General features: G+C 38.9%; 8 protein-coding genes and 1 pseudogene. 5 read left to right on the forward strand and 4 right to left on the reverse strand.

The genetic code is table 11. The features are described 5' to 3' along the window. Together H6G41_RS12240 and H6G41_RS12245 are read left to right on the forward strand one after the other, a co-directional pair. Window positions 1-291 (forward strand): class I tRNA ligase family protein (locus H6G41_RS12240; protein ID WP_190746467.1); only part of this gene is annotated, 291 nt, incomplete at its 5' end. Between the two features lie 146 nt (window positions 292-437). Continuing rightward, window positions 438-740 (forward strand): hypothetical protein, encoded by a 303-nt coding sequence (locus tag H6G41_RS12245; RefSeq protein ID WP_190746468.1) that lies wholly within the window; start codon window positions 438-440, stop codon window positions 738-740. A gap of 132 nt (window positions 741-872) precedes the next feature. Here the strand turns inward: H6G41_RS12245 and H6G41_RS35075 are convergent, their stop codons facing one another. Together H6G41_RS35075 and H6G41_RS12255 are read right to left on the reverse strand one after the other, a co-directional pair. Beyond that, entirely contained in the window at window positions 873-1,844 is a 972-nt protein-coding gene (locus H6G41_RS35075) for a CHAT domain-containing protein (protein ID WP_242037902.1), read from the reverse strand. Between the two features lie 47 nt (window positions 1,845-1,891). Continuing rightward, the gene (locus H6G41_RS12255) at window positions 1,892-4,891 is read right to left on the reverse strand and encodes a GAF domain-containing protein (protein ID WP_190746469.1); all 3,000 of its coding nucleotides are present in this window, start codon (window positions 4,889-4,891) and stop codon (window positions 1,892-1,894) included. A gap of 1,048 nt (window positions 4,892-5,939) precedes the next feature. On the opposite strand from H6G41_RS12255, the gene H6G41_RS12260 reads away from it, so the two are divergent. Continuing rightward, window positions 5,940-8,462, forward strand: coding sequence for a hypothetical protein (locus H6G41_RS12260; RefSeq protein ID WP_190746470.1), 2,523 nt, complete (start codon window positions 5,940-5,942; stop codon window positions 8,460-8,462). Between the two features lie 913 nt (window positions 8,463-9,375). Here the strand turns inward: H6G41_RS12260 and H6G41_RS12265 are convergent. Beyond that, window positions 9,376-10,512 (reverse strand): integrase, encoded by a 1,137-nt coding sequence (locus tag H6G41_RS12265; protein ID WP_190746471.1) that lies wholly within the window; start codon window positions 10,510-10,512, stop codon window positions 9,376-9,378. A gap of 119 nt (window positions 10,513-10,631) precedes the next feature. After that, a pseudogene (locus H6G41_RS12270) lies at window positions 10,632-10,850 on the reverse strand (hydrogenase); the annotation flags it as partial. 33 nt (window positions 10,851-10,883) lie between these two features. Between H6G41_RS12270 and xisF the strand changes: the two are divergent. Both xisF and H6G41_RS12280 read left to right on the forward strand, forming a co-directional pair. Further along, a complete protein-coding gene (gene xisF, locus H6G41_RS12275) occupies window positions 10,884-12,422 on the forward strand; it encodes a fdxN element excision recombinase XisF (protein ID WP_190746472.1) in 1,539 nt (512 codons plus the stop codon). Between the two features lie 317 nt (window positions 12,423-12,739). Continuing rightward, on the forward strand, window positions 12,740-13,738 hold the full coding sequence (locus H6G41_RS12280; RefSeq protein ID WP_190746473.1) for a transposase family protein: 999 nt from the start codon (window positions 12,740-12,742) through the stop codon (window positions 13,736-13,738). Window positions 13,739-13,792 lie beyond the last annotated feature (54 nt).

Genomic DNA, 13,792 nt, shown 5'->3' on the forward strand with positions numbered 1-13,792 from the left:
TTTGCACCCCATGTGACTGAAGAACTCTGGCAGCAATTGGGTGAATCAGGCTCGATTCATCAGCAGACTTTTCCCCAGTTCGAGCCAGAATTTTTGATTACCGAACAGGTGACAGTTGCAGTGCAGATCAATGGACGTACTCGGACTACAATTACCGTTTCACCAGAGGCTTCGCAGTCGGAAGCAATAGCGATCGCCAGGCAAACAAAAGCAGTTCAATGGTATCTCAAAAATCAGGAGGTTCAGCGTGTGGTTTACGTTCCCGGTCGAGTTATTAACTTTGTCACCTGAACACAACTTAACTGTAGAAAGCGATCGCACATTTCGGTTCCCGTAATCAATTTAGTCTGGCAATCACAACTGAACCGCAGATTGTGTTAGGTTTGTCAACAGAGGAATTTAAAAAACAACGGAGAATCGGAATACCTAAAGGAGTTGTGCTTGCAAGTGCAAGGCGCGATCAATTTGCCATCGATGCCAGCTTTAATGACTTTTATGCAGGACTATTTACTTATACTTTGACACAGTATCTCTGGCAGCAAAGTGGAAATCTAACTTTGGGTGAATCATTTGTGAATATTGCTCGCAATGTCAATGCTTTAAGTTTTGAGCAAGGTAATTTTCAAGAGCCTGTACTTTTTGTTAAACCCAACAGCGATTATCAGCAACGTCCCATGTATTTTATTGGAGTAAAAACACCGAGGGCAGAAGCGGTAATTACTCAAGTTAAGGAAAATTAAATAAAAATTTGGCTTGGTGGTGTTAATCCAAAAAATTTGGAGAACTTGAATCTCGCTCTTTACAAGGTATCATTTATCCAACCACAATCTAAGTTTGGGAGATTCTAATTTTGCTGAGTGGGCATTATTAAACTATTGTCTCTTTCTCAGTCTAGGAGTTAAGTGTTCTGGAATATTTTCTAATTGAATGGCATTACAACCAAACTTATAAGCAGTCTCCACTGATTTACCCGCCCCAATAGCATCATAAAATCCTGTAGCAAACTTAATCGCTGCTTGATCTCCAATAGCTTTACTCATACCAATTACATAATTAATATGCTCGACGATAGCATCTGCCTGTACCTCAGAATAACAAGCGTTGAGCAGAACACACTCGACATGATGAGCACATAATTCAAATAATATTTTTAAAGCGCCTGTACTGACAAGTTTTGAATTGCCATTTTCATCTTGGATCAACAGTCCGTCTTCACCAGTCCCGTGTCCACAAAAATGGACGATTTGTGGCTCGATATCTAGCAAAGCTCGCCGCAAATCATCAGCTTTGACAGCCCATCTTTGCTCTAATTTGAATTGATGACGCTTCTCGGAACGACGTAAACCTTCATCAATTTCATGCACTTCTTTGTCTAAACGCAGCCTTGCTTCATTAACTGGACTTGATGTCAGAATTAAAATTATCTTCATCGTTAAATCCTGCTGCTTACACATCAGCGCCTGAATTTTAGCAATAAACTTTTTACTATCAAAATTTTGCTTACTAAAAAAAATAGCTCCATTCTCTGTAACTAAATCAGCAGAATCTTGAGTAGTTAAATGGGGCGTTCCGCTGACTGCTATTGCTGGTATTTGTCGTTCGCTCGCTAATTCGATTAATTGAATTCCCAATTTTTGCGACGAAATCGATGAATCCCCTAAACCAATATCAGTAACTAACAAATCCCATTGGCTTTCGTCAAGAGATTTATAAGCTTCAGCAAAAGTTTTCAAAACTCTAATATCTAAGTTATTAGTATCTTGCAGAGCGCGACGAATCTTTTCTTGAAGAATACTCTGCCATTCTGAGCCGTCTTCAACCAGAAGCACTTTCAAATATTTCATCTAAATTCCTGCCAGTTAATTTTGTAAATTTAGTTGCTGCTACAAACTCAGATACCCGATTTGTAAATTGGCAAGATCACAGAAAACTTTGTTCCTACATCAAGGGTACTATTAACTAAGATTTTTCCTCCTAATCGCTCAACATAAAATCTTGTCCACCATAATCCAAAACCCATGCCTCTTCTAGCATTCTTTGTTGAGTAATCAGACTGGAAAATCTTTTCTAAATTTTCTTGGGCAATGCCTACACCAGAATCAATAACACTGATGATGACAAAACTTTCTGCGTCAGTTCTAGCTTCAATTGATAACTCACCTCCTAATTTACTTTTCATTACTATGGCATCTACAGCATTTTGAATCAGATTATCGAAGACATATATCAATTGCTGTTTACCTGCGAATACTTCAGGTAAGCTGGCACCAATGTGCAAACTTTTATGAATATTAGAACTTATCTCAATGCGATTGATTGCTTGAATTACTACTTTTTTGAGATGAAGAGGTTGACGTTGTTCTTGCAGCCAAATCTTCAAACATTCAGCATCTTCTAAAACCTTATTTGCTAAGGACAGAATTTCAAATGCTTTGCGGCGATCGCAATCATCATTTTCATCAAGGATATCTTGCGCCCATATCCGAATAGCACCAACATAATTATTTATCTTATGAACTAACGGGCCTGCTAGTTCACCTAAGGTAGCTATTGCTTCTGTTTTCACAAGTTGCTCTTTGGTTTCTGCGTTTTGGATCGCAATCACCGCTAGATCTGCTAAAACTTCTAACCTGCGTAAATCCCCTTGGTCAAATTCTTGTGGTTTACGTCCCTCTACGTTAAGTACGCCAAGTACACCACGATCCTTATCTAACAAAGGCACACATAATTCTGAGCGCACATTAGTAAAGCAGGGTTGATAGCGGATATCGGACTGAACATCATTCACTAATGCAGGCTGACGATGAGTTGCAACCCAACCTGTAATTCCTTTGTCTAGAGTGCCGTATTTTGGAGCTTGAGTAGTTGGTATGTTTTCAGGATAACTAACCTTCGTGACTAGCAATTTATTCACAGAATCTAACAACCGAATGGTTCCTAATTCGGCTCCAGTGATTTGTACTGATTGCTGTACAATCAATTTCAAAAGTTCATTTTCTTCTAATGTAGTAATAATCTTACGGTCAATACTGCTTAATGTCTGTAACCATCGTTGATTTTTAATAGCAGTTGCGGCGGAGGAAGCTAAAGTATTAATAATTTGTTTCTCTTCGCCCGAAAAATCATGAGGTCGCCGATAATTAATGAACATAACTCCAACGATGTCTCGCTCTACCCTGAGTAAAACTCCAGCTACAGATTGAATTTTTTCTCGTTGACTAAAAGCTGAGTCTTTAAATATAGGCTCATTTGAGACTATTGAAGCATAGATATTTTCTCCATGTTTTATCAGTAAAAATGGTACATCTTGCTGATCAAGCTTTGTATCTTTCATTTTTTGCTCTTCTTTCAGACGACCTGCATAACTAACATCAGGTAAAAAATGATCTTCGGTCTGAATATATGCATAGATAGTCACTACATCGGCTGCAAGGACATTTAAAGTGTTCCAGGCAATATGTCCTAATAAATCGGCATTTTCTGGTATCCGACTGAGTGATTGAGCAACTGAATGAATAGTGGCTAATTGGCGTGCTTTATCATGCATTTGTTGATAGGTGATTGCGTGCCAGATGGCATCAACTGCATGACGAGCAAACAGTTCTCCCCATTGCAACTCGCCTGAATTAAATTGATGTTCGCGCTGAAAGTGTACGTATAAAACTCCTACACAAATAGGCTCTAGTTGCCCTTGGCTAGTTGGCTGTTGATGATTACTACTATCTCGATCAAGGGCAGTTATTTCTTCTATACTTGCGTTGCTACCATTTAGTAATAAGGGAAAAGCTGCATAAGTTCTAGAACCTTCTTGAAGAGCTATTGGGTTAAAAGAGCTTGGCTGTGAATTTTCGTCTGCTTTGGGTAAATCCGGTAAAAATTTAGGTTTACCCTCAATAATAGCTTGCCAACCTAATCCATTTAAACTTGGGTTACGCGGTGGAAAGTCTTTAAGAACTAAATGATCAATACAGCCTGCACAAACTTCGTAAATATAATGGTTTTTCTGTGGTTCCCAAAAAAAGTGTAGTGTAGTGAAGTCAGCTTTTAAAATGTGCCTAGCATTTTCAGCAACAGTTTCTAATACGTAACGCAGACGTGCTTTACGAATATCTAGCGCTCTTCGAGCTACAAGTTTAGCTAATGCGATCGCTTGTTGATGGGTGATTTTGGTGTCACAATTCTCATAACCTGCTTCTACAGAGCCAATTACTTTAGGTGGAGCATAACCTGGTATTGGCTTCATAGTGATAATAGTATGTTGCTTTTCAGTACCAATTTGCTTGGCAACAAAATTCTCTTGCCAATCATACTGTTCAAACCAATCTTCTAGAGTTTTGCCGCTTTCATCTCGAATTAGAATAATCGGCGTAAAAATGCGGACAAGATTTTGATGGTCAAATGTTTCAAATATCCAACTATCAAAGCGTTTATTGTGTCCAGAGATAATCTCTGTGTGGCATTCTTTAACTATATCTGCTTGAATATCTCGTAATTCTGGATCATCCTCCAGGTAATGTCTGGCTCGATTCACCCAATTTTTACCGATACCAATTCCATGTACTGCTTCAATAGTGTTTGATGCAGGCATAACTAGAGAGATATTGACAAAATCAAACCCCAGTGAATCTTTAATTTCATGACAAATGCGATCGAGAATTAATTCTAAGCGAAAGAGTTCAGTTGTAGCTTTGGCTATTTGGTTTTCAGATTGGAGAATTTGCTGTTCAAATGCTTTGAAATCTTCTGGAAAATGTTGAGAATTAGGCATATACATTTCCTGTGAGTGATGAATTACTAAAGGTTGGGTGGGTGTAGTGATAAGTGCGATCGCTCCTTGATGGAGAACACAGGGGATACCTACACCAACCTCAAGGACGAACGCACTCCACAACTGCTTACCCCGTTGGGTTTCGGGTCAAGCAATATTTACCGCCAAGATTCTAAAATGACGGTTGTCATGATTAAACACAACAAGATAATTCCCAGCTTAGAAAACCAATTGCTTGCAACCGGCAGTAGCATAACAACAGTATGTGAAGCGCCAAAACTAATGAATAAAATGCACACAATCGCAAAAGCGAATAATCCCAGCAAAAAATATTTGAGAAACTGAGCAGTAAATTGCAACAGCAAACTATAGTGTCTTGGTGTCATGGCTATAAACTCCAATCAGATTAGTTGTAATTCAATTTATTTGTCATGAGCAAAAGCTGAATTCACACCACAAATTTAGGCATTTTGGACTCTCCTGGTGTTAATTAATTGGCGGTATCTGTTAGCAATGGATATGCAAAGCTGCGGCATCGATTTGGTGATTGATATCGATGTTTTGCGAATAAATATTTAATTCAATTGTTTGCAAATACTTTCATGCAAGGCTATTTTTAGCCCAAAAGTGCCCAAAAGTGTATGTTTTAGAGTTATGCTCCCATCACTTGCAAAATAAAGCTTAAATTTTGTGGGCTACCAATGGCGAATGCTGAAACCGTTTTAACTTTCGGATTAGATGATGCTGCATTTTAAAGGCTAGGTTTTGTAACGGAATCAGGAAACTCTTCACATCCTCACAACAACACTCAACTTTGTCTTAGCCTTGACTCTGACCGCCATTGAATTTCTATTAATTCAATTTGATTGACTTGTTTAAACCTAGCTGTCTTCTTTTCACAGTGTTAAGAAAACTTTCTACTGCTCAAGAAAGGGTAGATAATTATTTAGCAAACAATTATGTACATGTCAATTTAAAACCAGAGTTCGCTAGCAAAATGTATCTATATATACAGTATAAGAAATGGATATGATGATAGAGCCTAGTTTAAACAACATGTCGTAAAAAAAGCGCAATTTTAAGATTTTTTGTATAAGAAAATACAAATAATCAATATTTTTCTGATTTATTGTAAACCGTATTGACACATACTAGCCCTAGAATCAAGAATATGAGTAAAGAAAGTATCGAAGACCAAGAAGAACTCAGGAAGATGCTTCACTTCTTCCTAGAAAAAATGGGAGCAACCCAGGTAGAACTTTCAAAAGGAATGAATGTTAGCCGACCAGTTGTGATTGAATTTCTCAATCAAGAAAAAGAAAGGTTACCAGTTAACCGTCAAGGCTTAATAGAACTTTGCAAAACTTTGCAAAACCGTAAACCATCGAAGCGAAAATTAAAAGCAGAGGGTGAAAAAAACTCCCAAGACATCGAAGCTCATCCTCATGCTAACGAACTCAGAGAATTATTAGGAGAGATTGGTACTGATGAACTATTAGAGTCTGCTGGTTTTTTACCAAATAACGCTAGTATTATTAAGGTCAGCCCAGAAAGGTTTTTTCAAATTGCGCAAGTAGTTGCATTGCTTGAGTTTTTAGAGGTTGAAGACTTAGTACCTACGACTCAAGAGTTTTTAGCGATCGCAAATAACAAAATAGCAATTGTTAACAAAGGACATTTTAAATATCAAGAGAAGGACTATTTAACATCTCTGATTGATAATCTTTGGGAATCGCACCCAACACTGGGTTTAAAATTGAGACTGGAAGTAATTGACAAGCTAGAGCGGACTAGGGACAGACTGAAAGCTGGTGGTAAGACAAAATTCACCAAGCAAGAAGCTATCAGATTATTCATCAGCATTGCGATCAAAGAGCAAATGCTAAAAAATCTCCCCAACCTTCACATTAGAGTGCAAAAGACAGAGTTTCAAACTTTATCTCGATATGTTAATGCAGAAGAGGAATATTGTGATTTATACGCTCAATTCGTACAAATAGGTCATCAAGCAGAATGTACTCTGAAAACTCCAGGTTCATGCTTGACAATGCAACCACAAGCTAAGTCTCTTGATTCCCTCACTCCCGTGATTATGGCCTTAGTGACTTGTAGCTTTAGTTATGATGGCGAATCTCACGAGCTGATTGAATGGATGTACACTTCTGGCAATACAATCGTTGAAAATGCGATCGGTGCTTTGAGTCTACACATGGGCTTGGCAGAGCATGTAGCAAACGTCAGCATCTCAACTAAAACCCTAGACAGCAGTATTGATTCTTTAGTGGAAACGACAGTAATTATCGGCAATAGACCCCATTATCAAGGAATTTGGGTAGATCGGGACTCGATGATTACTATGCTACAAGCGATCGTCTATGCTGCTAAACAATGGATAGGCGATCAAACTACATCGGGAAAACTGGATCTGCAAATCTATACTTCAGCCTGTAAGGCTCTCTCTGATTTAAGAAAGCGATTAACTAGAGCCAGAAGAGCTTTTCAAAAATTTCAATTTCTTGATGAAGAATGTCAAACAGTTGAGATTAAGAAAATTGCTTATACAGCCAGGGAAGAATTGAAGAAAATTCCTCAAGAGGATATTTACTTTTCATATCGACTCAACTTTTATCGCTGCTATTTTCTCACAAAACGCTTGGAGTTAAGGCAATCCAATTTTCAAGGAAACATCCGTAACGCTCAATTGCTGATTCAAGAAATGAACCAAGTCCTTGAGGAAGACCAAAAAGTTAAACAAGAACTTGTTCCTATCCAAGCTCTCATTCAATCGGAAGTTTATTTGTACGAGCTTTCTTGTGGTCACGAGGCGAACTTATTTGATAAAACTAAAAGAAGTCAGTGGCTGGGATTAGAAAGATGGGACAGTCAAATTAAAGAAGCAATTAAACTAGGATATTGTTACAAAGATCCTGGTTGGGATGTGTATCTAGCATTATCAGAAATGTATGGAAATGTTGCCCGCATAGAGTTTTATCTTGCTGATGACAAAAGCTCTCTTTCAGTTGCCGCAGAAAATTTCCTCAGAGCCGCTCACTACGCATTACGTATTGGTTTAGCTCAACGAGCTTCTCGATGGCTAGCATTTGCAGGTAGAGCCTGGATCAGACTAGGAGAAAATATTTTGCCAAAACAGGCATCTAAGTTTGCTGATAAACTTGCTAAAACGGATTTAACTGCTGGGCACAGTAATAATTTTTGGCAAGCTGTACTTTCAGAAATTTATTTGCTTGATGGAGAATATTTATTATTAATTCAAGATGATGCTAACAATGCGTTGGAGTTTTTTTTAAAGGCACTCAAGGGCGCTGTATATTTAAGTTTAAATAGACGTATTTGTGACGCACTTTTTAATATTTATAGGTGTTCTGAGAAGCTGAGCAATTTCAGCGTCAAAGAAGGACTTAGTAGAGTTTTTCGGGAAGAAGATAGCTTAACTAAATCCAACGAAAACAAATTAAACCCCATGAAAAACCTTACTTCTGAGAAAGTTTTAGATTTACTATGTAAACTCTGGAGTAGAGAAGATAATCCTAGTTGGTATCAAGTAGGGGGTGAGTTTTCTCAACTCGCCTCAGGTATTTGGCAAGAATGGCATCGCGATACTGATCCTGGAGCCACAACTAAACATCCAATTGCTGAACTGATTGAAAAAAAAGTTTGGCTTGGGCGAGTTTAGGCTAATTGCAACTCTAGCAATCATCCTTACTTTAATATTGCTGGTTGTATGGGTTACTCATTGTATTTAAAATATCAGCGGTCTTGCTCGGCGCACTTACGACACAAGCCAAAAAGTTAATTCTTTTCTAAGATGCAGAAAAGTGCTTTGGGAAGTGGATCGAGTATCCCATGATAGATCGTTTGTTTAGCCAAACGCAGATTAAGGGAACTCCAAAAAATAAATTATTCCGTTCAAGTCGTTGACTGTTGACTGTTGACTGTTGACCGTTGACTGTTAACTGTGAACCGTCAACAGTTAACAATAGTAATGGAATATTTTTTTACTTGGAAATCCCTAAATCGCTCTTTGAATATCTGCTGAATTTCGTCTGGTGTAAGCATCACGGCAGTTGGTACTACAGAGCCTTTATTCGATGCCTTCATCCAAAAAACCATGATTGGGGCAGTGAGAAGAGTTTTTAAGACCGGAGCGAAACACGATAGTAAAAGTTGGCGATATTCTCAGTGACTGTTTCAACCTTGAATTTTCGAGATAGGACAACCATTCCAGTTTAGGGTGATTGATGCCCTCAAGTCTTTGGGGTGGTTAAAAAGTAAAAGTAAAAATGCGATCGCTATGCTGACCTTCGGTTCGCAACGAACCCAAACATTCCCCAACTTCAGCTAACTTGGGAAAAGTGCTCCCTTCATACCCATGAAATTAAAAAATAAGCCAACGATAAGACCCGAAGACTTGCTGACAATTAGTCAAGCTAGTGAAAAGTTGGGTAAAGGATTCTCCTATAAGTCGATCCAACGGAGGATTGCTGCTGGAGATTGGATCGAGGGTATCCACTTCATTGATGATGCACCCAGCTATTCAAAATTAAGAAGCATCAAAATAAATTTACCAGCCGTCCTCGAATGGCGTTCTACTCCAGCGGCTGAACGTTAGGTGCTTTGGGTTTTCCTTCTCCAAAAACATCAGTTTCAAACTTGGATCGATAATATTTTTCGTCGATCCAAGCCCGGTAAGTGTTGCAGTGCATCGCTTCTGAATGCCCCATTAACTTCGCTGCTCGGTTAGTGGGGATATCAAACTCGAAACACCGCCGCGCATAGGCATGTCTCAAATCGTATGCCCGGAAACTTAATTTGCTGTCCCAAAACCACCTAGCAACTCTTTGTCCCGGTGTTCTCCCTCTGTCGTGGTTCTGAGACATTGGGGGGTGAATTACATTACTTAAGTTCCAAGCATCAGCCCATTCCGGGTACATTGGGTAAGCTAGCCGTTCTCCGGTCTTTGTATCTGAAGACACCCGAAGAATAGGAAACTCTGACATATCCAGGGTGAAAACTTCGTGCGATCGCAATCCGTATGTAGCGAGCATTGCTACCAACCAACGCCAACCGGGATGTTTAATTGAGTTAACAGCAGTGGCAATTTCTTCATCACTCGGTAAATTTCTCGGATTAACCGACCTTGGCGAATAATTACCTGTCAATTCTCGAATCTTATCCACACCACCAATACCGGCAAAAATGGCTAATCGCGCCATTGAATGGCAAACTATTTGGCGAGTTTTGGTGTCAGGACTTGTCGATGCGATCGCAGCCAGTATCAAGTCTAAACTTAATGGTTCATCCAGACTAGGGAATTTTGCAAAAGCTCTGATAAATGAATCATTCCAAGTTCGCAGAGATTTACGATTTTTCTCAACCTTGTTCCAATGGTCAAGCTCAAACTTTTCTATCCAAACAGATACCGACTCTAAATGCTGCTCTTTATCTTCATCTTCCTGCCAATCAGACCAATTAAAAGTCCCCAATTCCAACTGGGCACTAACAATTTTAGCTTTTTGCTCTGCTGCTTTTACCCCTGCATAACTTGCTTTAAAGCCTAAAAATAATCGCTGCTGATAAGGTTTAGTTTTCCCAGATTTCGGCTTCGGTGGAAAAGTCCCACGCAATAATAAGGAATTACCCCGTGATTCTACCGTAACTCTTGTGCCACCAGCCTTTAACCGCGAGTTTAGCTGCTTTAACTCTCTAGTGATATCTAGTCCCATAAGTGCCTAAATAAGTGACTAATACTGTACTATTTTGTCAGTAAATGACTAACTCAGACCGTTAAGATACTTTGATGACAAGCCAATTAGAGCAGTAGTTCTAGGGTTTTCGCTAGTATGGCAAAGCGGTTCCATTCCCCTGTTCCATTGGGGGCGTTGACAACGGTACCTTCAAATACCAAGATGTCTAGAGGAATTTTTCCGGAAATACAATCGTGCAGTAGTTGTTGTAAATTATCACCCAGTTCCAAACCTAAGGATGGATGCCAAAGCACTTTGATGCCAAAATCGGCAATTAAATCGCATACTGTTGGTTCTTCGGCGTTCAGGAAGGACATGGTATAGTCATTATAGAATATAAAATTGTCACTATGCCTGAAAAATGGTTTTATGGTCGAGTTTCAACTGTCGAACAACAAGAAGATCGCAACGCGCTGAAAAAACAGCTAGAAAGGGGTAAGAATGTAGGATGCGATCGCTTTTACTGGGATATTCAAAGCCGTACAACTGAAGTGCGTAATGGATTGCAGCAATTAATTGATGATTTAAAAATATCACCAAAGGGTATTGTTAGTGATTTAGTTGTTACTAGGATTGACAGAATTGGGTCATCATCAAAATTGTTTTACTCACTGCTGGAAGTATTGCGGAGTAAGGGGATTAGGCTAGTAGCACTAGACCAAACAATTGATACAGAAAGTTTAGGTGGAGAGTTAACGATTGATATTTTGCTAGCCGCCAGTAAATTTGAAATCAAAATGTTATCCAGCCGTGTATCTGCCGAACGCAAACATCGTATGGTGCAGAGGAAAAGCCATAGGTTTGCACCGTTTGGGTGGAAGGTTGTTGATGATTCCTACATCAAGGATGAAAGTTGGTGTGTTTCCCTACTAGAAAGTAATCGTAGTTTCAGAGTTTGGGAACTGGCTTTATTTATATTTGAAGTATTTGATAGTTGTGGTAGTGCCAGAAAAACTTGCAATATATTAAATGAGATGTTTGGGGTAAGTGGGAAAGTAGATGCTAAAAGTACAAAATCAAAAGGTAATCATCGGATTATGCCCGATGATATCGAGCAAATTGATTTATTGCAAAATAATAAAAAAACTTATCAACGATACCCTTGGACTGGCTTACAGTGGTCACCTGCTGGGCTAAAAAACTTTTTAGTAAATCCAGTACATGCAGGCGGAACGCCATTTAATGTCACGACATCTAGTCCATCAGGCAAACAAATCAAACATTTTGATCAATGGGATTGCAACTGGGATACTCATGAGGGGATAATTACCCGCGAACAACACGAACAAATAAAACGCACTATTCGCGGAAATCGCAACAATAAGTGGGCTGCAAGAACCGAAGATATTAACCCATTCGCCAATTTATTAAAGTGTGGTAGATGTGGCGGTGCATTAACCCGGATGTCGTCCCGACGCGATCGCAATGGGCAATATACAGCTTACTATCAATGTACCTACTACGCACTAGGACGTTGCGATGCTAAAGAAATGCTTAGTAGTAGAAGTTTAGATTCCCAGGTAGCTGATTTGCTAGTCAGTGAAGCTACTAGATTAGCTGGTATGGTGGATTTTGGAGAAGACAAGCATGTTGAACCCACAGAAGTTAGAGAACTGCGAGAAAGTTTAGCGGGATTGGAAAAGTTACCTACTAATCCTTTTGTAGAACAAGCCAAAGATGGCATTCGTGACCAAATCGCTAGTATCTTAAGTCTTCACGAAAATATCACAAAACGTAGCCTGTTTGTTCGAGAAGAAATGGTGCAGATGTTCCGCGACCATGAATACTGGGATAGTCGCACATTTGAGGATAAAAAACGAATACTAAACAAACTTGTCCGTCGTATTGTTATTGACGGGCGAGTTGTTTTGGCTATTGAGTTTCTTTAGTTTTCTTTGACGGACAATTTCTCGGTATTCATCTAATTGGCGTAACCAAAATTCTTTCTCTGACTCAATTCTCATTTGTAGCGTTCTCCATCAATAAATTTAGATTAGCTTTGAGTTGCAAAATTTCTGTTCTCTACGAACAACTTTCATTTGTCGCGCCAGCTTCACGTCGGTTTTGAATTTTTTAATTAAGTATTAGTTTACCTTTACGCTTAAGTAAGCTATTCAAAGCGACAGTATTAGACTCATCCAAAATATAATCTAGGCACAAAAAAGTGGTAGAAATTAAAATTGTCAGTCTACCACTCTGATTTAAAATGTGTATTGTCTTTGATTATATCCAAAAATACCCATCGAGAACAAAACAGATTTTGGGCATTAGTCACGAACAGTTTCAAGCGTTACTTCAATCAGCTTTAAAAGAACATCTTCAAATTCAAGAGGAAAAAGAAAAGCAAAAAGTCAGGATTAATTATCCTGGGGGAGGACGGAAAGAAATATTATCAAATTCCGAGCAAATATGTCTATGCCTGTTTTATTTAAGACAGATACCCACCTTTGAAATATTAGGGATGTTGTTTGGTATATCTAAGAGTGAGGCTCATGTTACTTTTCATTACTGGAGAAATATTATCCGAGGAATTCTGCCATCAAGCTTACTAGAACAGGTGGAGGAGCAAGAAGGAAATTTCATGATGGTACAAGAAATCTTGACGAACTTTCAACTCTTAGTTGATAGCCTAGAGCAGCACGCCAGTCCGCTCAACGGGGGGAACCCCCGCACGCGGCTGGCTCCTATTAATAGACCATCTGACAATGAAGAACAAAAAAAGTTTTATTCAGGCAAGAAAAAACAACATACTTTAAAAAGTCAATTGGTAGGTCTGCCAAATGGCAAAGATATTATTGATGTATTAGTAGGATTTCCTGGGCCAACATCAGACATTAATTTATTTAGGAAACAACAGAAAAAATTTGATTCTGAACAAAAATTTGAGGGAGATAAAGGATATCAAGGTGGGAAGAATATTACGACTCCTCATAAGAAAAAACGAAAACAACAACTCAGCGAGCAACAAAAAGCAGAAAATAAAATTCTGTCAAGTAAACGTATATTTATCGAACATTTAATCAGGCTGGTGAGAATTTTTAAAATAACTTCACAAAGATTTGGACTGAACTCAAATATCTATAAAGAAATAATTTTAACAGTTTGCGGTGAGTCAGCGCTGCGGGAGGGTTTCCCTCCGCAGGCGACTGCGAACCCGAAGGGTTTGGTAAGGCTACGAATTGGTACTTTAGTTTTAACGAGGTAATTATAATTAATAATAATTAGCGGTAAGCGAAGCCATGCCGCAGGCTTATCGCCT

It is taken from the genome of Tolypothrix sp. FACHB-123, from assembly GCF_014697075.1.
Taxonomy (GTDB): domain Bacteria; phylum Cyanobacteriota; class Cyanobacteriia; order Cyanobacteriales; family Nostocaceae; genus Aulosira.

Excerpts from the sequence above, each read along its gene's own strand:
- H6G41_RS35075 (WP_242037902.1), bottom strand. The coding sequence starts at position 1,844 with ATGAAATATTTGAAAGTGCTTCTGGTTGAAGACGGCTCAGAATGGCAG.
- H6G41_RS12260 (WP_190746470.1), top strand. The coding sequence starts at position 5,940 with ATGAGTAAAGAAAGTATCGAAGACCAAGAAGAACTCAGGAAGATGCTT.
- H6G41_RS12265 (WP_190746471.1), bottom strand. The coding sequence starts at position 10,512 with ATGGGACTAGATATCACTAGAGAGTTAAAGCAGCTAAACTCGCGGTTA.
- xisF (WP_190746472.1), top strand. The coding sequence starts at position 10,884 with ATGCCTGAAAAATGGTTTTATGGTCGAGTTTCAACTGTCGAACAACAA.
- H6G41_RS12280 (WP_190746473.1), top strand. The coding sequence starts at position 12,740 with ATGTGTATTGTCTTTGATTATATCCAAAAATACCCATCGAGAACAAAA.